This is a genomic window from Lentzea kristufekii (genome assembly GCF_033949925.1).
GTDB classification, from domain to species: domain Bacteria; phylum Actinomycetota; class Actinomycetes; order Mycobacteriales; family Pseudonocardiaceae; genus Lentzea; species Lentzea kristufekii.
Genome location: NZ_JAXAVV010000004.1, coordinates 152034 through 172021 on the forward strand (window position 1 = coordinate 152034; position 19988 = coordinate 172021).

At 70.8% G+C, this 19988-nt stretch carries 16 protein-coding genes; 3 read left to right on the plus strand and 13 right to left on the minus strand.

What is annotated here, in order from left to right:
• Positions 1–4 precede the first annotated feature (4 nt).
• Positions 5–838: a MaoC/PaaZ C-terminal domain-containing protein gene (locus SK571_RS09940; RefSeq protein WP_319983733.1), complete on the plus strand. Its 834-nt coding sequence runs from the start codon at positions 5–7 to the stop codon at positions 836–838.
• On the opposite strand, the gene SK571_RS09945 is transcribed toward SK571_RS09940, so the two are convergent.
• The 6 genes from SK571_RS09945 to SK571_RS09970 are packed head-to-tail and all read right to left on the minus strand — an operon-like array spanning position 818 to position 7192.
• Positions 818–1960, minus strand: coding sequence for a lipid-transfer protein (locus tag SK571_RS09945; RefSeq protein WP_319983734.1), 1143 nt, complete (start codon positions 1958–1960; stop codon positions 818–820). The genes SK571_RS09940 and SK571_RS09945 overlap by 21 nt on opposite strands.
• Positions 1957–2340 (minus strand): MaoC family dehydratase, encoded by a 384-nt coding sequence (locus tag SK571_RS09950; RefSeq protein WP_319983735.1) that lies wholly within the window; start codon positions 2338–2340, stop codon positions 1957–1959. The genes SK571_RS09945 and SK571_RS09950 overlap by 4 nt, the downstream gene beginning before the upstream one ends.
• A complete protein-coding gene (locus SK571_RS09955; protein WP_319984021.1) occupies positions 2327–3211 on the minus strand; it encodes a bifunctional MaoC family dehydratase N-terminal/OB-fold nucleic acid binding domain-containing protein in 885 nt (294 codons plus the stop codon). Before SK571_RS09955 ends, SK571_RS09950 begins: the two co-directional genes overlap by 14 nt.
• Positions 3211–4338 (minus strand): acyl-CoA dehydrogenase family protein, encoded by a 1128-nt coding sequence (locus tag SK571_RS09960; protein WP_319983736.1) that lies wholly within the window; start codon positions 4336–4338, stop codon positions 3211–3213. Before SK571_RS09960 ends, SK571_RS09955 begins: the two co-directional genes overlap by 1 nt.
• Entirely contained in the window at positions 4328–5290 is a 963-nt protein-coding gene (locus tag SK571_RS09965; protein ID WP_319983737.1) for an acyl-CoA dehydrogenase family protein, read from the minus strand. The genes SK571_RS09960 and SK571_RS09965 overlap by 11 nt, the downstream gene beginning before the upstream one ends.
• Positions 5291–7192, minus strand: coding sequence for an acyl-CoA dehydrogenase family protein (locus SK571_RS09970; protein WP_319983738.1), 1902 nt, complete (start codon positions 7190–7192; stop codon positions 5291–5293).
• A gap of 159 nt (positions 7193–7351) precedes the next feature.
• On the opposite strand from SK571_RS09970, the gene kstR reads away from it, so the two are divergent.
• Positions 7352–7927 (plus strand): cholesterol catabolism transcriptional regulator KstR, encoded by a 576-nt coding sequence (kstR, locus tag SK571_RS09975; RefSeq protein ID WP_266037289.1) that lies wholly within the window; start codon positions 7352–7354, stop codon positions 7925–7927.
• Positions 7928–8003: 76 nt separating this feature from the next.
• Positions 8004–8405 (plus strand): MmpS family transport accessory protein, encoded by a 402-nt coding sequence (locus SK571_RS09980; RefSeq protein ID WP_319983739.1) that lies wholly within the window; start codon positions 8004–8006, stop codon positions 8403–8405.
• Here the strand turns inward: SK571_RS09980 and SK571_RS09985 are convergent, their stop codons facing one another.
• Genes SK571_RS09985 through SK571_RS10015 form a run of 7 tightly spaced genes read right to left on the minus strand, consistent with a single transcriptional unit; the run spans position 8406 to position 19962 of the window.
• Positions 8406–12494 carry a CHAT domain-containing protein gene (locus SK571_RS09985; protein ID WP_319983740.1) on the minus strand — a complete coding sequence of 1363 codons (4089 nt, stop codon included), beginning with the start codon at positions 12492–12494 and terminating at the stop codon, positions 8406–8408.
• Complete coding sequence (locus SK571_RS09990) at positions 12494–15139, minus strand: protein kinase domain-containing protein (protein ID WP_319983741.1); 2646 nt, start codon at positions 15137–15139, stop codon at positions 12494–12496. The genes SK571_RS09985 and SK571_RS09990 overlap by 1 nt, the downstream gene beginning before the upstream one ends.
• The gene (locus SK571_RS09995; protein WP_319983742.1) at positions 15132–15863 is read right to left on the minus strand and encodes a PP2C family protein-serine/threonine phosphatase; all 732 of its coding nucleotides are present in this window, start codon (positions 15861–15863) and stop codon (positions 15132–15134) included. The genes SK571_RS09990 and SK571_RS09995 overlap by 8 nt, the downstream gene beginning before the upstream one ends.
• On the minus strand, positions 15860–16339 hold the full coding sequence (locus tag SK571_RS10000) for an FHA domain-containing protein (RefSeq protein WP_319983743.1): 480 nt from the start codon (positions 16337–16339) through the stop codon (positions 15860–15862). Before SK571_RS10000 ends, SK571_RS09995 begins: the two co-directional genes overlap by 4 nt.
• Positions 16327–16956, minus strand: coding sequence for a 4Fe-4S single cluster domain-containing protein (locus SK571_RS10005; RefSeq protein WP_319983744.1), 630 nt, complete (start codon positions 16954–16956; stop codon positions 16327–16329). Before SK571_RS10005 ends, SK571_RS10000 begins: the two co-directional genes overlap by 13 nt.
• On the minus strand, positions 16950–18824 hold the full coding sequence (locus SK571_RS10010) for an AAA family ATPase (protein WP_319983745.1): 1875 nt from the start codon (positions 18822–18824) through the stop codon (positions 16950–16952). Before SK571_RS10010 ends, SK571_RS10005 begins: the two co-directional genes overlap by 7 nt.
• The gene (locus SK571_RS10015) at positions 18814–19962 is read right to left on the minus strand and encodes a hypothetical protein (protein ID WP_319983746.1); all 1149 of its coding nucleotides are present in this window, start codon (positions 19960–19962) and stop codon (positions 18814–18816) included. Before SK571_RS10015 ends, SK571_RS10010 begins: the two co-directional genes overlap by 11 nt.
• Between the last annotated feature and the right edge of the window lie 26 nt (positions 19963–19988).

The window sequence follows — 19988 nt, forward strand, 5'->3', positions numbered from 1 at the left end:
CCTGATGCCGATCGATCCTTCCGTCGCCGTCGGGGCGGAGCTTCCCGAGGTCGAGTTCTCCTGGACCGAGTCCGACGTGCTGCTCTACCACCTGGCGCTGGGGGCGACCGAGCTCCGTTACGTCTACGAGCAGGGCTTGCGCGTGCTGCCGACGTTCGGGGTGGTCGCGCCGCGCTTCCACGAGACCGCGCCGCCCGCCGTGTCGTTCCCCGGTGTCGACATCGACCTGGCCCGGGTTCTGCACGGCACGCAGGAGATCACCGTGCACGCGCCGTTGCCTGCCGAGGGTGAGGCCGTGCTGCGGACGCGGATCGCGGACGTGTGGGACAAGGGCAAGGCCGCGGTCATCGTGCAGGAGTCGACGGCCGTGACGCCGGACGGGACCGCGCTGTACACGACCCGGTCCAGCATCTTCGCTCGTGGCGAGGGCGGGTTCGGCGGCGAACGCGGGCCTTCGGGCAAGGTCGAGGTGCCCGAACGCGAGCCGGACTTCGTGATCGAGACACCGACCCTGCCGCAGCAGGCCTACCTCTACCGGCTGTGCGGTGACCGCAACCCGCTGCACGCCGATCCCGAGTTCGCGCAACGGGCCGGGTTCGACGCGCCGATCCTGCACGGGCTGTGCACGTACGGCGTGGTGTGCAAGGCGGTGATCGACGCCGTGCTCGACGGGCCGGAGCAGGTGGCGTCGTTCGGCGCGAAGTTCGCGGGCGTGGTGTTCCCCGGCGAGACGCTGACCACGCAGGTGTGGCGGGACGGTCCGCGGCTGGTGCTGACGACGTCCGCCGGGGACCGTCCCGTTCTCGCCGACGCGGTGCTAACCCTGGCCGAGGACTAGGCCGCTGGTCGGGACGCCGGTGCCGGCGGTGACCAGGACGTGCTCGACGCCGGCGACCTGGTTCACCGCGGTGCCGCGGATCTGGCGCACCCCCTCGGCGATGCCGTTCATGCCGTGCAGGTAGGCCTCGCCGAGCTGGCCGCCGTGCGGGTTGAGCGGGAGCGTCCCGTCCAGTTCGAGCGCTCCGGACGCGACGAAGTCCTTGGCCTCGCCCCGTCCGCAGAAGCCCAGCTCTTCGAGCTGGACCAGGACGAACGGCGTGAAGTGGTCGTAGAGCACGGCGACGTCCACATCGGACGGACCGATGCCCGACCTCTCCCACAGTCCCCTGGCCACCACTCCCATCTCGGGCAGCCCGGTCAGGTCGTCGCGGTAGTAGCTGGTCATCGTGAACTGGTCCGCGCCGCTGCCCTGCGTCGCCGCCCTGACGTGCGCGGGCTTGGCCGGCAGGTCGCGGGCGCGTTCCGCCGACGTGACCACGAGCGCGACCCCGCCGTCGCTCTCCTGGCAGCAGTCGAGGAGCCGGAGAGGTTCGGCGATCCAGCGTGACGACTGGTGGTCGTCCAGGGTGATCGGCCGGTCGTGGAACCACGCGTGCGGGTTCGTGGCGGCGTGCTTGCGGTCGATCACCGCGATCCGGCCGAAGTCCTCGCTCGTGGCGCCGTACTCGTGCATGTACCGGCGGGCGAACATGGCGACCATCGCGGCCGGCGTGCCCAGGCCCATCGGGTACGACCAGCTGTTGTCGATGTTGGCCGCGGCCGCCGTCTGAACCTGTCCGAACCGGTGCCCGGAACGTTCGTTGAACGCCCGGTAGCAGACGACGACCTTCGCCGCGCCGGTCTCGACGGCCATCGCGGCCTGCTGGACCGTCGCACACGCCGCACCGCCGCCGTAGTGCACGCGGCTGAAGAACGTCAGCTCCGGGATGCCCAGCTCGCGCGCGACCGCGATCTCGGCGTTGGTGTCCATGGTGAAGCTGACCAGGCCGTCCACATCGGACGGTTCCAGTCCGGCATCGTCGAGGGCGGCTCTGACGGCCTCGGCTGCGAGCTGGAGTTCGCTGCGGCCGGAGTCCTTGGAGAAGTCGGTCGCGCCGATCCCGACGATCGCGGCGTTCACGAGGGCACCTCGATCTTCACGGTTCCGGTGACGTGGTCGCCGTGCGCGGTGCGGCCGACGACCTCGATGGTCAGGTCCTGCTGCTCGCGTTCGACGACCTGGCCGAAGAACTTCAGCGTGTCGTAGGCGAAACAGGGCGCGCCGAGCTTGATGTTCACCTGCCGCACCAACGCCTCCGGGCCCGCCCAGTCCGTGACGTAGCGCTGCACCAGGCCGGTGGTGGTGAGGATGTTGATGAAGATGTCCTTCGAGCCGCGCTGGACCGCCAGGTCGCGGTCGTGGTGGACGTCCTGGAAGTCGCGGGTGGCCAGCGCGGTGCTGATCACGAACGTCGGGGTGGCCTCGACGTGCCACTCGGGCAGGGAATCACCGATCCGCACGGGGCCTCCAGCTGGGCATCGTCAGCTCGTCGTCGACCTTGGTGAACACGACCTCGACCGGCAGCCCGACGCTCGGCTCACCGTCCAGTTCGCCCAGCATCCGCACGCCCTCGTCCAGTTCGACCAGGGCGATGACGAACGGGGTCTGCTTGCCGGGCACCTGCGGGTGGTGGTGCACGACGTAGCTGTAGACCACGCCGTAGCCCTCAGAGACGAGGTACTTCGGCTTGGTGGCACCGCATTCCGGGCACATCGGGCCTGGAGGGTGCCGCAGGAGACCGCAGCCGCCACACCGCTGGATGCGCAGCTCACCCAGCCGGGTGCCTTCCCAGAAGTACTCGGTGTCGCGGTTGACCGACGGCCGGATCGCCTGAGCCTTCGGGGCTTCCGGCTTCGGTTCGGGCTTGGGCGCGGGCTTGTACTTCAGCACGCGGAACCGCATCTCGGCGACGGCCTCGTCCCCGACCCACCAGGTGCTGCGGGTCGTCACGAACCAGCCTTCGCCGAGCCCCGTCCGCTTCGGTCCGGTCACGTCCTCCAGGCTCGTCGTGACCGACAGGTGCTCGCCGACCTCGAGGTACCGGTGATAGGTCTGATCGCTGTTCGTCGCGACCACGGACGTGTACCCGGCCTCGTCGAGGACGGCCATCATCGCGCCGAGCGGGTCGTCCGTCGCGCGTTGGCCGCGCAGTCCGGCCATCGTCCACACCTGGACCATCGCGGGCGGTGCGACCTCGGTGTAGCCGGGGTGTTCGTCGCCGATGGCCTCCAGCCAGTTGTTGATCATCGGCAGGTTGACCGGGTCGCGGGCCAGTCGTGGCGCGGACTCGCCCTGTTCGGCGATTCGGGCGGCCTCTTTTTCGATGTCGATCATCGCACCACCCTCGGCAGACCGAGCCCGATGTTCGCGATCAGCTCGCGCTGGATCTCCTGCACTCCCCCGCCGAACGTCAGCACGAGGTTGCGCCGCGCCTGGACGTCCAGCCAGCGCACCAGTTCCGCGTCCGCGCCGTGCCGGCCGACCAGCTCCTCCAGCAACCGGCCGACCCGCTGGGTCCGGTCGGCGGCGAACACCTTCGTCGCCGAAGCGTCCGCGACCTCGACCTCACCGCTCGCGACCTGCCAGTTGAGCAGCTCGTTCACGCGGTGGACCGCCCGTGCCTCGGCCAGAGCCCTTCGCACGTCCGGTTCGTCGAGGAGCTGACGTTCCGAGGCCCAGTCGTGGACCCGCTCGACCAGGGCGCCGAGCCGGCCGGAAGGGCCGAGCATCACGCGTTCGTGGTTGAGCTGCGTGGTGATCAGCCGCCAGCCCTTGTTCTCCTCACCGACCCGGCGGGCTTCGGGCACGCGGACGTCGTTGTAGTAGGTGGCGTTGACGTGGTGGGCGCCGTCACAGGTGATGATCGGCGTCCAGGAGTAGCCGGGGTCGGTGGTGTCGACGATCAGGATCGTGATGCCCTTGTGCCGCGAGTCCGGCGCTCCGGTGCGGCAGGCCAGCCACACGTAGTCCGCGTCGTGGCCACCGGTCGTGAAGGTCTTCTGCCCGTTGACGACGTAGTGGTCGTCTTCGCGGACTGCCTTGGTGCGCAACGCGGCCAGGTCCGTGCCCGCGTCGGGCTCGGTGTAGCCGATGGCGAAGTGCAGGTCGCCGCTGAGGATCTTCGGCAGGAAGAAGTCCTTCTGCTCCTGCGTTCCGTACGTCTGCAAGGTCGGTCCGACGGTCTGCAGCGTCACGTACGGCAGCGGGACGTCCGCGCGGGCGGCCTCGTTGACGAAGATCTGCTGCTCCACCGGCCCGAACCCCAGGCCGCCGTACTCCTCCGGCCAGCCGACGCCGAGGCGTCCGTCCCGCCCCAGCCTCCTGACCAGCTCGCGATATGTCTCGCCGTGCCGTTCGGTGAGCATCGCCTCGCGTTCGGCGGCGGACATGACGGTCGCGAAGTACTCGCGGAGCTCGTCGCGCAGCTTGCGCTGCTCCGCGGTGAGGTCAATGAACATCGAGGGCTCCCAAGCGGTGCTCCACTCCGCCGACGAACCGCGTCAGCTCCTTGGCCACGCCGTAGTAGCGGTGCATCGGGTAGGTGATGTCGAGCCCGAGGCCGCCGTGCAGGTGGTGGCAGGTGTGCACGGCCGGCAGGGTCTCCGCCGCGAGCCAGTAGGCAGCCGTGTCCAGGTCGTTGTCGTCGAGGCTCCACGCGGCGGTCAGCGCGGCCAGGTGCAGGGTGCGCGAGGCGATGTAGACGTCCGCGACCAGCAACGCGGCGGCCTGGAAGGTGGCCAGCGGTTTGCCGAACTGGTGGCGGGTGCCGACGTGCTTCACGGTGAGGTCGAGAGCGCCGGCCAGGACGCCGTCCGCCACTGCGCAGGCTCCGGCCAGCGCGAACCGGCGAATGCCGTCCTCCGCGCCTTCCAGCAGTTCACCTCGGGCGCCTTCGAGTCGGACCGTTCCGTCCGATGTGGACACGCCGGGTCGCGCAGGGTCGACGACGAACACACCCCTGTTCGTGCTGACCAGGATTCGGCTCGCCTCTGCGGCGTACGGCACGTTGATCTTCACGCCGAAGATGCCGTCCGGCCCTGCCGTGGTCTCCGGTTCGGCGGGCAGGGGCCGCGACGGTTCGCTCAGCGCCGCCGTCAGCACCCCGTGCTGCTCGGTCACCAGCGGCAGCAGGGCGTCCTGCTGCTCGGCGGTGCCGTACCGCACGATCGGCAGCACGCCCAGCGCGAGCGTGGCCAGCGCCGGGACGTCCACCGCCCGCCGGCCGACCTCGGTGAGCAGCACGGCCGTCTCCAGCACGCCGAACCCGTCGCCACCGAGCCGTTCCGGAACGGCCAGGGCCAGCAACCCCGCCTCTCCCAACGCCTTCCAGGGGGTGGCGCTCTCCCTGCCCAGCACGTCGGCCGCCAGGGTGGCGATCTCGCGCTGGGTCTCGTCGAGCTGGAAATCCATTTAAGGCTCCCTCGGTAAGCCGAGAATCCGCTCGCCTGCCAGGTTCATCAGCACTTGCGTCGTCCCGCCCGCGATGCTCAGGCAGCGGCTGAGCAGGAACTCGTGCATCTCGCCGCTGTCCACGGCGGCGTCCGGCCCGAGCAGGTCGACCGCGAACTCGGCGACGTCCTGCCGCTGCCGCACCCCGACGAGCTTGCGCACGCTGGACTCCGCGCCCGGTTCCTGCCCGCCCAGCACCCGCAGGCTCGCTCGCAGGTCCAGCACCGACACCGCGAGTCCCTGCGCCACCAACGCACCCAGCCGTTCCGCGTGGTCAGGAGCGGCCGGGGACTTGAGGACCTGTTCGAGAGGCTCGCCGAGCGACGAGCCCATCGCGACGCGTTCGTTCGCGAGGGTCGTGCGGGCGAGCCGCCAGCCGTCGTTCACCGTGCCGACCACGCAGTCGTCCGGCACGAACACGTCGTCGAGGAAGACCTCGTTGAACCGCGCGTCGCCGGTGATCTCCCGCAACGGCCGCACGTCGATGCCCGCGGAGCGCATGTCGACCAGGAAGTACGTGATGCCCTTGTGCTTCGGCACGCTCGAATCCGTGCGGGCCAGGCAGATCGCCCAGTCGGCCTGGTGCGCGAGCGACGTCCAGACCTTCTGACCGGTGAGCCTCCAGCCGCCGTCGGTTTTGAGAGCCTTGGTGCGCAACGACGCCAGGTCCGAGCCGGCCTCGGGTTCGCTGAACAGCTGGCACCAGGTCAGCTCACCGCTCAACGTCGGTGGCACGAACCGTTCCTGCTGCTCGGGCGTTCCGTGCCGGAGGATCGTCGGCCCGGCCCAGCCGCCGATGACCAGGTCCGGCCTGCGCACCCCGGCACGGGCGAACTCGCTGTCGATCACCATCTGCCGGGCGGGTCCGGCGTCCTGCCCGTACGGCTTCGGCCAGTGCGGCACCAGGAAACCGCTGCTCGCCAGCCGTTCCCGTGCTGCGGCGGGGTCGAGTCCGGCGATCTCCTCCGCGAACGTGCGCACGTCCGGATCGGACTCGACCTGGACGGCGAGCGACCGGCGTGCACCGGCCAGCACCAGCTCGGCGACACGCCGGCGCCACCGCGCGACACCGCCCGCGAGCTGCTGCAGCGCCACCGCCCGGCGCAGGTAGCGGTGGGCGTCGTGTTCCCAGGTGAAGCCGATGCCGCCCAGCACCTGGATGCAGTCCTTGGCGTTGCGGACGGCCGCGTCGAACGCGACGGCACCCGCCACCGCGGCCGCCAGCGGGTGCTCGTCGTCGCCGACCGACCGGGCGGCGTCCCAGGCGACCGACGAAGCCTGCTCGGCGCGGCACAGCATCTCCACGCACAGGTGTTTCACGGCCTGGAACGACCCGATGACACGCCCGAACTGCTGACGCTGTTTCGCGTACTCCACAGCGGTGTTGAGACACCAGGCGGCAACCCCGCTGGCCTCGGCGGCCATCAGCGTCACCGCGAGATCGGTCGGATCCGCCACCGCCTCGCCCGGCTCACCGACCACCACCGACCCGAGTGAACGTGAGTGGTCCACGGCTTCCAGCGCCGTGACGGTCACCTGCCCGGCGGGCACGAGCGTCCAGTTGTCCGTTTTGAGCAACAGGTGCGTCGCTTCGGCGGCACCGACCACGTGGTGAGCCGAGAACCCGAACCCGGCGACCCCGTCGAAATCCGGGAACAGCACCGACGTCAGCGCCGTGGGCAGCAACGGCCCGGGCACGAGGTTCTCGGCCGCCCGCTCCAGCATCACCGCGAGATCGGTGACCGTGCCGCCCTCCCGCGTCACCTCGAAGAACCCGACCTTGACGAGATCTGCCCACTCATTCCCGGCGGCGTCCACGCTGTCGCGCAACGCTCGTTGGTCCCCGGTCGTGGCGATCGGCATGCGGCCTCCTCCAGTACATGAAGAAGTTTATAGAACGTGTTCTATTTCCGGCAACAGATCATGGCTGCCAAACCGATCGAGTATGATGCGAACGCAGCTGCAACACGTTCCAGGAGGATCATCTCCGTGTCACCTTCGAAGTCGCGCACGGACGCGCTCATGGCGGGCGACGAGCTCAGCTCGGCCGCGCAGCGCGAACGCCGCAAGCGGATCGTCGACGCGACCATCGCGCTGGCGTCCAAGGGCGGGTTCGACGCCGTCCAGATGCGCGCGGTGGCCGACCGGGCGGACGTCGCGCTGGGCACGTTGTACCGCTACTTCCCCTCGAAGGTCCACCTGCTCGTGTCGAGCCTCGCCGTCGAGCTGGAGCGCGCCCAGGAGAAGATGGACCGCACCACCGTTCCGGGCGACTCGCCGTACGAGCGCGTGCTGTTCGTGCTCGGCCGCATCACCAGGGGCCTGCAGCGCAACCCGCACCTCACCGAGGCGATGACGCGCGCGTTCACCTTCGCCGACGCCTCCGCGGGCGCCGAGATCGACAAGGTCTCCTGGCTGATGGAGAGCATGTTCACGAAGGCGATGAGCGACGAGGCGCCGACGGACGAGCAGAAGGCCATCGCCCGCGTCATCGGCGACGTGTGGCTGTCGAACCTGGTCGCCTGGGTCACCCGCCGCGCCACGGCCACCGACGTCGCGAACCGCCTCGAACTCACGGTCCGCCTGCTGCTGAAGTGAGTCGTCCCGCGGGATGACCCGCGAGTCACACCGCCGAACGATGCCGGCGCACGCGCCCGCCACTACCGTCTGTCCTATGAAGACGCTCGCAGTCGTCCTCGCCGTACTGGCTATGGTGGGCGGCGGAACGGTGCTGCTGGTGAACCACTACGGCGGCTGGACGACGCTGACCGGCAAGGCCTGGGCCATCACCTACGAGGTGTCGGCGCAGCCCGCCGAGACGCTCGTGGAGGTGACGTACGCGGAGTCGGCCACGCGGTACCGCAAGCAGACACCCCAGATCGTCACGACCGAGAAGCCGCTGCCGTGGTCGTTCGAGGTCGTGATCAACGCCGGCGAGAGGGCGCAGGTCTCCGCCACGCCCAAGGCCGACCAGGTGCTGACGTGCCGCATCCTGCTGGACGGCGTGAAGGAGCTCGCGTCGGCGACCGGCAAGCCCGGCGCGACGGTCAGCTGCGACTCCGTGACCGGCACCTGATCACCAGCCGTGGTGCGCGAAAGCCGCCCAGTACACGGGATTCGCGAGCGAGGCAGCCCTGCCGAGCTCGCTGAGATGCCTCGCCACGCCCGCGGGAACCACGCGGTCGTGGTCGAGCGCCCACAGCTGCACCGCGCGCAACGCGTCTCGCGGCCGCATGTCCCGGCGCGCCAGGAAGTCGTAGAACACGCACATCAGCAGCGCCGACTCGACGTCGTCCACCTTCCACTTCGTGCCGACGACGCCGGTCGCCCCGGCCGCCACGTACGCGGACGCCAGCGTGAGCGACTCGTCGTGCAGGCTCGCCGTCAGGTCGCTCTCACAGGCTGCCAGCACGACCAGCCCGCCGGGCACACCGTTTCGGCGCGCTGCCGCGTGGCGCAGCATCCGTTCGACGGACAGATCGGCGCGGGCCAGCTCCAACGCCGACTGAGCGGGTGTCGCACCCGCACTGGCGTGACAGCCCAGGTGCTGCAGTGAGGCTCCGTTCTCCCCCAGCACCTCGTCGGGCGTACCTGCCCCGCGCACCGGTACCCCCGGCCCGACCTGGCCGTAGAAGTGCCCGTGCGGGTAAAGACCGTGCAGGAACTCCGCCTCGTACTGCGCCGCGGCCAGCGTGCCCGCCGGGTTGCTCACCACGACCGGCGAGGCGCCCACCGGTTGCCGATCCCGTTGCGCGAGCTCGCACAGCTGCCGGGCGGACGCCGCATAGGTGAATCCCGCTTCGCGCACCGCCGTCCGGCCCTCACCAGCGGCGGCGTGCCACGGCACCACGCCCAGCGCACCGGCCGGTACCAGCACGAGCCAGGGAAGTCCCCCGGAGAACCTGTGCAGCAACGGTTCCACAGCGGCCCGCCACGCCCAGGCGCACAACGCGGGCAACGCCTCGCGCCGGTGCCGGTCGTCCATCGCGAGGTACCGGCCCACCTGGCTGTCCGGCCCGTCCAGCAGCAACGGCAGCAACACCTCGGACACCGCGCCGTCCGCCGTCGTCACGAGAGCCCGCCCGGTGTGCCCGTCCTGACCGGGCACCAGATGCACGAGCCCTGCGGCGTCGAGGCTCCGCAGCGCGGAGGCGATCTCCTCCGACGACGGCGGCGTCAACGCCTCGACGACGTTGCCCAGCACGGCGAGCGCCCGCCGCCGCACGTCGCTGGGCGCGAAATCCGGCCCCGCACCGGCCACGGCTCCCGCACCGGACTCGAACTCGGCGGCCAGGTCGACGTGCCCCGCCGCCTTCAGCCTCGCGGCGATGCCGGACGTGAAGGTCGCGCTGTGCAGCACGAGCCCGCGCCCCCACTCGACCGCCTCGACGGCCCGGCCGAACTCACCCGACGCGGCACAGCGCAACGCCACCCGCTGGCCACGAGCGGCGGCGTCGGCCGCCTGCTGCGCCGCGTGCTCCCCGGTGTTCTGCAGCAGGACGTGCCGCGCCCGGATCCTCAGGGTGTCGAACCCGACCGAGATGGCGGCCGTCCCGTACCCCAGCGCGGCGAGACTCCAGCAGCTGTCCGCCATGCCGTCGAGCAGTCCGGTGGCGTCCCGCAGGCTCAGCGAGCCGACGTCGAGAGCGGTGTAGTGGCGCAACGCCTGGTCGAGATCCGCAGCGCTCCGGGTGATCTTGTGCCGGGTGTGCCAGAGCATGGAGAGCCCGAACACCGCGAAGCCGTGATCGACGCGGTTCGTCCCTGCGTCGTCGCGGATCGCCTCCAGCTCGGCTATCCCGTCGAGGAACTGTCCGGAGTCGCCTCTCGCGGCTGCCGCGGCCGTCGAGCCGTACAGCGAGGCCACGGTGGTCGAGGCGTACATGGCCGAGCCGGCCTCGACTCCGCCCGAGACCATCCCGAGCTGGTCCAGCGCATCCGCCGTCATCGCCAGGTCGTTCGCCTCCTGTGCGCGCTTCAGGAGCGCCTGCAGGAGGACGAACCGCTCCGTCACCAGGGACATCGGATCCAGGTCGCTGTCGTCCAGCGCCTTCAGCCGCGCGCGTATCTCGGCCGGGGCCAGGCCGAGGTCGAACAGGGTTCCGCTGGTCAGGAACGGTTCCAGCAACCGCAGCACCTCGTCGACGTCGGCGACGTCGAGCCCGCGGGCCAGCTTCGACTCCCGCAGATCGCGCAGATGCCGGAAACCGGCGTCGTGGTCCTGGTGATCGCCGTGGTCGTGGAACCTGCTCAGCAGCACCGAACCCAGCATGAACCAGGCGCGGTCGTGGTCCTCGGTGCCCGGTGTGGCCAGGCTCATCGCCTCGCGGCAGTGGCTGATGGCGGTCCCGTAGTGGTCCGCGCGGTCCTGGACGGTCAGCAGGAGCTCCAGGCGCGCGAGCTGGACCAGGAAGACCGACCGGAGATCGGCGTCCACGTCCGGGTCCGCACATGCTTTCTCCAGTGCGGCTTTGGCGTTGTCCAGCGGAACTCCCGCCACTCCGCCGCGTGCGTGCACGTCGGCCACGACCGCACCGTGCAGTCCCAATGCGACAGTCCGGAGCGGGTCGTCCACGCCTGCGACACCGAAGTACTCGTCCAGCAACACGGCCGCCTCGATCTCGGCGTCGCGATCGTTCGTGTCCTCGCCGTGGCCGGCGAGCAGCATGGCGTGCCGCACGAGCAACTCCAGGGCGAACGGCTCCTGCCCGCTGACGGCGGCGCGGGCCGCGGCAACGGCGTGCAGTGCGGTCAGCCGGGTGTCCGGGTCTTCCACCAGCTTGACCGTCATGGCCGCCACCGCGCAGAGCCAGTCGGGTCCGGGCCGCTCGTGCTGCCTGAGCCAGTCGAGCAGGTCACAGGCCGACTGCTTCTCGTTGCCGTCGCCGATCACGGACGTGGCGAGGGACTCCGGCACCGCGGCCTGGTCGTCCACCACCATCGCCAGCAGTGCGTGCGGCAGCTGTTTGGTCCAGCCCAGTTCGGACGGCTCCCGCACGCACATCCGCAACAGGTGCTCGGCCTCTGCCCGGTCGGCACGTCCGCGCAGCGCCAGTGAGGCCGTCGCGATGGCGAGGTACGGCAGGAGCACCTCCGGTGGCGGCACGTCCTCGCCGTCCGTGATGGCCGCGAGGCGGCCGATCGTCCTGACCACGCCCTCGGCATCTCCCGCCAGCCAGTACGCCTCCGTCAGCGCCAACCCGACGGGTCCCTGCTCCGGTTGAGCGGCGAACGCGTCGACGAGGTGGTCGATCAGCCCGGGCAGCTCCGCGCGGTTCCCGCGGGCACGGCTGATCAGCAGGTCGCTTCGCCGAGCCGCGTACTGCCCCTTGTGGTCCTCCCACCGGGGAGAGTGCTTGACGGTGTCGAGCACCCTCAACGCCTCCGTGCGGGCGATCATCTCGTCCGAGCCGTCCATCAGGAGGTCACTCAGCTCGAAGGCCGCGGCCGGATCGTCGAGAGCCACCATCTCGTAGAGAGCGATCGCCTCCTCCCTGTCCGCTTTCCTGTCGCGGGCGTAGGCGTCGACCGTCGTCCCGAACCGGAACGTGAGGAGTTTGGCGAGGTCCACCACCGCCTCGGCACGCAGGCTCTCGGCGTCCGCGTCGAACAGGTCGAGGCTGCCGTAAAGGCAGTGCTCGGCCTCGTCCAGGAGTTCGGGCGCCGGGTTCTCGTCGGCGTTCAGCTCACGCCGGAACTGCTCGCGCAGCGTCTGTCCGAGCAGTGACAGCACCTTGGCGCGGTCCTCCTCGTCATCGGGGTCCCGTGACGCGAGAGCGCGCAACTCCGCGACGACCTCAGCGAGGTAGGGGCGATCGTCCGCGTCGGTGGCGTTGTAGCGGATCTGGATCAGCTCGACCAAGTCGAGCCGGAAGTAGAACGTGTCGGAGTAGCCGACCACGAGGCGCAGTTCCGCGACCGCGGCGTCGATCTCGCGGACGTCCTGCCGCATCCGTGCCCGGCACCGGTGCCACTCGGCGCTCAGGTAGTGCGCCCACAGCCAGTCGAACGACGGTTCGCCGGCGACGGCCTGGATCCAGTCGAGGTGGTACCGGACCTCGTCGAGCACCGCCTGGTCGCCGGGCTCGCCCTCGTCCATGCGCGTGTCGAACTCGAACAGCAGCGACTCGACGCGGTCGAACCGGTCGCGGTGGTCGTCCGTCATCAGGCATCCACCACCCGGCGGATCCCGCGCACGCACAGCACCGTCACCGGCAGGTGCACCAGGAGCGCGGCCCAGAACGCGGCCTGTCCCCACAGTCCGGCGAACGACAGCAGCGGTTCGCGCAGGTACGGAAGCCACAGGAACTGCAGTGCGGGCACCGGCTTCGCGATCGCCGCCAGCACGAGCACGGCCAGCACGCCGATCGTCAGCGTCCCGATCGTGTTCCTGCCCGACATCGCGACCACGGCGGCAACCCCGGCCAGCGCCAGCAGGTAACCGCTCTGCAGGAACGCCGCGTAGCCGCCGGCGTCGGCCGTGCCGACGTCGGCCGTGTGGATGGTCAGCCGCAGGACGACGGCGGCCCAGAACACCATGGCCAGCGCCACCAGGGCCAGTGCGTAGACCACCACCCGGCTCGTGCCCGTCGCACGCCTCCCGCTCACACCACGCGACACCGTTTCCGGCAACCAGGACCGGGCGAGCCCCGCCAGGCCGAGGCCGCCACCGGCCATGAGGACCAGACCGACCACGATCCCCTCCGCCCACACCTCGGCGAGCGACGCCACCTGGCTCTCCACCAGCTCCGGCGAGCCGACGGCGGTGAACAACGGGAGGTACGGCGAGGCGAAGCCCAGAGCGACGGCCGACACCACTCCGGCAGCCACCGCGCCCCTGGTGCGCACCAGCAGGACCAGCTCGGCCGCCAGCACCATGAACTGGGGCCCCAGCCCGAGTTGGGCCGACGCACCGAGCATCGCGGCCTGGCGCTCGCCGTCCGGCCCACCCCCGAAGGCGAGTTCCCCGTTGCGCAGCACGACGACGACCCACGCGATGGAGGTCATCGCGAACCACAGCCCCGCGATCGCGCCGAGCTTCCTCGCCGCACCGCGTCCGGAGAACCTCCTGACCTCGCGCCGCGGGCGTTGCAGCACCACCCGTTCCTGCAGGATTCCCTGTGCCAGCAGGGTCGCCCTGCCCTCCGCGGTCGTGGTGGCCGGGAACTGCTTCGCCAGCGGACGCCACCAGGGCACGTTCGCGACCCGCACCCACCACGACGGCCTCAACACGGGTGCGGCCTGGTCCGGACGCAACACGAGCAGCAAAGCCATGCCGTGCATGCGTTCACGTTCACCGGATGTCAGCGCGCCCGACCCCGTCTGCCCGACGATCCGTTCCGCTGCCTGCACCAGCACCGGAAGTTCGGCGGCGGCACGGTCCAGCACGGCGCACCGGCCGGCGCATCCGTTGTGCCGGCAGTGGTAGCCGCCGGCGGTGCCGAGCACGTCCCCGAGCACGACCTCGCCCGCGAACTCGAACCCGTCGGGTTCCTCGAGCACCGCGACCAGCCCGTCGCTGTCGACCGGACGTCCCCGGTAGCGCGGGGTGACCTCGGGGGCGAACGCCGCACCGAACGCGAGCACCGCGCTGTGCAGCCGTGCAGAACCCGCGGTCGCCCGGCTCAGGCGCAGCATGTCGAACCGCCGGTCGAGTTCCTCCGCCTTCAACCAGTCGTCGAGGACCTGGCGTCCGTCACCTGTGGTCAGCCAGCGTTCAGCGGCGTGCGGGTTGTCGAGCATCGCCACCGCCAGGTCCGCGGGATCGGTGAACGTCCTGCCGTCCACGAAGGTGATCGGCGAGTGCCCCGGCGCCCTGGCCCGTCCGCGGGCCGTGACCGCCGGACTGCCGCCGGCCAGCCAGCTCTCGACCTGCGCCCAGCCCCACCTGTCGACCGGGTCGGTGGTGAGCAGACCGGTGATCAGCAACCTCCACCGCTCGTCGGTGACCTCGGTCAGGTCGAGCTCGCCGAGCGCGCGGATGCGTTCGATCGCCTCGTCGGACAGCATCTGGCCGTTGGCACGCTGGAACCGCCCGTGCCCGGTGAAGAGCTGGTACGCGATCTCGCCGAGCGTCCACCACGGCCACGGCCAGCCTTTCTCCTGCCAGTACTGCTCCGGCGGCGTGTAGGCGCGCGCGGCCATCGTGGTGCTGCCGATCTGCTGGCTGGCGGTGAACCCGACGACGCCGCCGAAGTCGGCCACGACGTACTCGCCGCCGGCCCGCCGCATCAGGTTGTCCGGCTTGACGTCGATCGGGTTGCGCCGCACCTCGGTCTGCCAGAAGTGCAGTGCCTGGGCGAGTTCGCGCAGGACGCCGCGCGCCCACTGCTCCGACCGGCCGGCGGCGAACCGCTCGCGGATCTCCTGGTCCAGCGTGGCTTCGAGCAGTTCCATCGCCACCCAGTAGATCGGGCCGTACGGGCTGTAGAAGAACTCGTAGCGGTGCAGTTTCGGGACGTGCCTGCGGAACTCGCTGTTGTCCAGGTGCGCCAGCAGCTCCAGGTCGGCCTGATGCCCGGCCCAGTGCACCTTCACCGCGACCTCGTCGCCCTCGGCCGTGCGGCGGCAACGCCAGACCACGCCCTCGGTTCCGGTGCCGAGGACACCCGCCGGTTCGAACCGGTCCCGCAACTGGTCGGGGAACTCCGGCGCGCCCGGTTCCTCCCGTGGTGCCGCGCCCTGCTGCACGGTCGGCACGGCGCCCTGCTGCACGGTCGGCACCGATCCGCGTTCCTGGTTCTGCCCGCCCGTCGGGTGAGGTCCCTGTTGCACGGTCGGGGTGCTGGGTCTCGGTCCCGGCTCAGTCATGTCCTTCTCCTCCAAGCCACACGTCGACCACGCACACGGACACGTTGTCCGGGGCACCGGCCTCGACCGCGGCCTGGTGCAACGCCTCCGCGGCGTCGAAAACCGTTCCCAGCGCCGCGTTCTCCCTCACGACGGCGGCGTCCACATAGGAGTGCAGTCCGTCCGTGCACAGCAGGAACCGCAGGCTTTCCGCGGTGTCCACCTGACGTACGTGCGCCACGACCTCCCGGCCGGGGAGCCCGCCCAGCACCTGGGTGAGCGTCCCGCCCGCGACCTGGTCGACGTCGTCCGTCGTGAGCTGCGTGACGAGGCCGGGTTCGACGTAGTACGCCCTGCTGTCCCCCACGTGACAGGTCGTGATCAGGTCGTCGGCGATCAGCAACGCCGTCGCGGTCGTCGCCGTGCCGGTCAGCTCCGGTCGCGACCCGCCCAGCTCCAGCAGGTCCTGGTGCACGCGGCCGAACACCCCCACGGGGTCGTCGGCGAGGCCGGGCAGCGCGGCGCTCAACGCCGTCACCGCGAACTCGCTCGCCACCTCGCCCGCCTGGTGCCCTCCGAGGCCGTCCGCGACCACGACCAACACCGGTTCGGCGGTCCGGCTCGCGAGCACGACGGGTTCGCTCATCTCCTGCGGCGCCAGCCATCCGAAGACGGCGACGCGGTCCTCGTTGCCGTCGCGCACGAGGCCGCGGCTGGTGATCGCGGCGACGTGCACGCGCTTCACGACGGCAGTCCGAACTCGTCGTACCGCACGCCTTCGACGTGCAGCTCCACGTCCCGGCCGAGCCGCACCACCTGGCCCGCCTCCAGCCGGCGCGGGACGGTCAGCTTCCGGCCGTCCACATAGGTGTGGTTGAGCGAGCGCTCGTCCCTGATGTACAGATGGCCGTTGAGCGGGTAGATGGTGGCGTGCAGCCGCGAGACCTGGGTCAGCTCCGCCATGTCCGGCACGGACGCGAGCGGCCCGGTCTCACGGCCGATCTCCATCCCGTCCGCCGGAATCTCGATCAGGCGACCCGTGAACCGCAGCGTCAGCGGCGCCGCGGCGGGCTCCGCGACCACCTCGGGTTCCGTGACGGTGAACGCCGCCGCGCGGACCGCCTCCAGCGTCGTGGCCGGGTGTGTGCCGCAGAACCCCGGTTCGGTCGAGGACGGGCAGCCGTCCGGGTCGTCCGGGCAGCGGTAGGTCACGGTCGCCATGCGGCCTCCTCGAAGACGATCCCGTTGTCGCGCAAGCGCCTTTCCACCTTCGGCAGCACGCCCGGCGGCGGTACGCCCACCAGCCACAGAAGCCCGTCGTCCACCCGCACCTGCACCTGCGCGCGGCCGGTGGCCAGCTCGACGAACGGCCGGTAGCGCTGTTCACCGAGCGGCGTCAGCGGGATGAGCCGCTGGTTGGCCGACCCGCGCCAGATCAAGCCCGGCTGCGCTCCCGCGACGTACCGGCCGGTGATCACCGCGTCCACGTGGTCGAGCACGCCCAGCTGCTCGTCGTCCAGCTCACCGAGCTCGTATCCCGTGTACAGCAGGACATCTCGGCCTTCGAGAGACAACGACGCCAAGAACTCCCTCAGGGCCGTGGCCTGTTGCAACGGCTCTCCCCCGCTCACCGTCAGCCCGTCGACTCCCGCGCGCACGGCCTCCTGCCACAACGACCGCAGGTGATCGAGGCCGACCCCGGTCCCCGCGCCGGGCTCCCAGGTGTCCAGGGACATGCAGCCCTTGCAGGCCAGAGTGCAACCCTGGAGCCAGATTCCGAGACGACGACCGGGGCCCAGAGCGGTGATCGGGTGCAGCACACGGCTCGTTCTCAGCACCGCGTCACCTCGGCCCGCCATCCGTGCGTGCCGTCGACGAGCTGGTCGACCCGCCACGTCTCGTCGAGCGCCGGCGGTTCTCGCAGCACCATCTCCGACAGCGGATTGATCAACGTCGTCTCGACCGCGTTGTTCACCCCGCGCCCGCCGTGGCCGAGGTTCTCGATCGCCCTGTCGTACAACGTCCTGCGCGCGGCCTGGCCGATCTCCAGCCGCACCCGGTGCACGACGTCCATCCGGCGCGCGACCGACGACAACGCCTTCTCCAGCAGCGCGGGCACGATCTCCGGCTGGATGAAGTCCATCGCGATGAACGCGTCACCGAGCCGGTTGCGCAGCTCCGGCCGGCCGATCTTGTTGTCGAAGAACGACTCGAACGACTGCTGCAGCACGCGGCGCACCTCGGCGGGGTCGTCGCGGTAGGTGAAGCGCGGCGGAGCACCGGGCGGTGCCATCGGGTCGGTCACCCCGAGGTTCGAGGTGAAGATCAGCACGCTCTCGGTGAAGTGCACGGTCGAACCGCGGCCGTCGGTCAGCCTGCCGTCCTCCAGCACCTGCAGGAACAGGTCGAACAACCGCTCGTGCGCCTTGTCGATCTCGTCGAACAGCAGCACGCTCATCGGGTTCGCCCGCACCGCGTTCGTCAGCTCGCCGCCCGCGTCGAACCCGACGTAGCCGGGCGGGGCGCCGACGAGCCGTTCGCGCGCGTGCTCCTGCTGGAACTCGCTCATGTCGAACCTGACCGGCTCCGCGTCCCTGCCGAAGATCAGCCGGGCGACGCCCTTGGCCAGTTCGGTCTTGCCGACACCCGTCGGCCCGGCGAGGAAGAGCACGCCGCGCGGCCGGTTCGGGGAGCTGGACGACTGCGCGCCGGTCAGCCCCGCCGCCGACCGCATGAAGATCTCGACCGCCTTGCGCACGGCGCGGTCCTGGCCGATCACGCCGATCGCCGCCGGATCGGCCTCCGCGATGATCTTCCGAATGGACGACGCCGCCCACGGGTTGTTGCGCACCCCCACCCTGTACAACCGCGCGGCCTCGTCCAGCCTGCTGACCGGCAGTCCACGGTCGATGGCCACGCTGCTCACCGCGAGCACCTCGGCGTTGCTCATCCCGTGCGTCACCGAGACGAGGTTCTCCGCGGCCGTGTCGATCGTGCGCTGGTCCGCGGCCTGGGTGCCCTTGCTCATCACCACGGTCACCGCGTGCCTGGCCGCCGCGAGCCGTTGCTCGACGGGCGCGGCCGGGATGGTGATCACCTTGACCGTGCGCGGTGAGATCGCGAACTCGACGGGCAGCTGTTCCTCGCGCTCGGCGACCCAGAAGACGGTGTTGTAGGGCATGACCGGCGACGACCCCGGCACGGTGCGGGCTTCGTGCGCAAGTGCCTCAGCGGCGGCCATCAGCAGCTTGCCCTCGCCGGTGAGCTCCGCGCGCGGCGAGCCCAGCCTGGCCGCGAACGGGAACAGCATCCCGATCGGCGCGGTGCGGAAGGTGACGATCTCCCTGAGCACCCGGCGGGTCCGGCGCAGCACCAGGTCGTCGGGCGAGCCGCCGTCCCTGCCCGGCGCCGACAACGCGTCGTCGGCGATGAACTCCCGCAACGCGTCCGGCAGAGGCAGTTCGCCGTCGCGCAGCCGCCACACGTCGAGGCGGTCGCGGGCGATGTCGAACACCGCGAGCGCGGCGAACCCGCGCAGCCGGCACGACCGTTCGACCACCTGCGGCAGGTCGAACGGCGCCAGCGCCGATCCGGTCCCGGCCGGCAGGAAGTACGTGTCGCGGACGTTGCCCACCAGCAGGATCTGCGGGTGGGTGACGAGTGAGAGGTCCAGCTCACGGACCCAGGCGGGCACCTCAGCTTTCATGGTGCCGCTCCTTCACCGTCGTCTTCGTCGCCGGTTTCTGCTGCCTGCCCGGCAACGGGGCGGGTGCGACGGGGACCGCCCTGCCCGGATCGCCCCGCAGGAACGGCGTGTCACCGAGCTGGATTCCTCGCTCACGCAACTTGGCGTGCAGTTCTGGCAGCGTTTCGTCGCAGTACGCGGTCTGCACGGCGGTGGCGTGCGCACCGCTCTCAGCCCGATCCTCGGCACGGACCACCGCGGTGAGCAGCGACGTGCCGTCCTCCGGCAGGCGCACGAGCAGCCCGTAGCCGTCCTGCGCGCGGAACCCGACGACCGCCTGCTGCTCGGTCGTCAGCAGCGACTCGAACTCTTCGCCGACCACACAACCGAGTTCCGCCAACGCCTCCGCGGTGGCGTCCGCGACCTTCCGCCGATGGCGGGCCCGGTCCTCCCGTTCGATCGAGGCGAACACCAGGTCTGCCACCTGCTCGAGGTCCGTGGCCGTGGTGACGAGGTCGCGCAACTGCTCCTGATCGCCGGGGGTGGCGTCGCGCACCAGTTCCAGCAGGCGCACCCGTTCTCCTTCGAGCGCCGCGGCGTCCCGGCGGCGCACGATCGACCTCTGGATGATCACCGCGATCTCCAGCGACAACGACCTGGCCCGCACCACGGTGGCCGCCTTCGCCAGTTCCGCGAACACCTCCCGCGCGGAGGCGACGCCCTCCTCGTCGCAACGGTGGCCCTGGTCCGCCATCAGCGACTCGGCGTCGGCGACCGCGCTCCGCAACGCGAGGGTGTCGCGGTCCGGTCCGGACTTCGCCGCGGCCAGCTCGTCCTGGGCGGACAGTCCGGTCACCACGGTGCCGCCGGTGGCCTTGCCGATCTCGGCCCGCCACTTCTGCCGCCAGGCTGCGTTGATCGACTCGTCGGCATCGGCGTGCGCGGCGGACACCCGGTCCAGAAGCGCCTGCAGGTCGTCGCTGCTCGTGTCGTCGGTGAAGCCGCCCCTCACCGCGGGGATCGCGAGCCCGATGCCGCGGGCCCGCGCTCGCACCCCGGCCAGTCGCGCGAGCGCGGACGCGACGTCAGCGCGCAACTCCCGTCTGCGCCTCGCCTCGATGTCGGCGGCCGAAACGTAATAACCGACGGATGAGCTCATTGATCCTCGCGGCTGTCCTGGGGGTG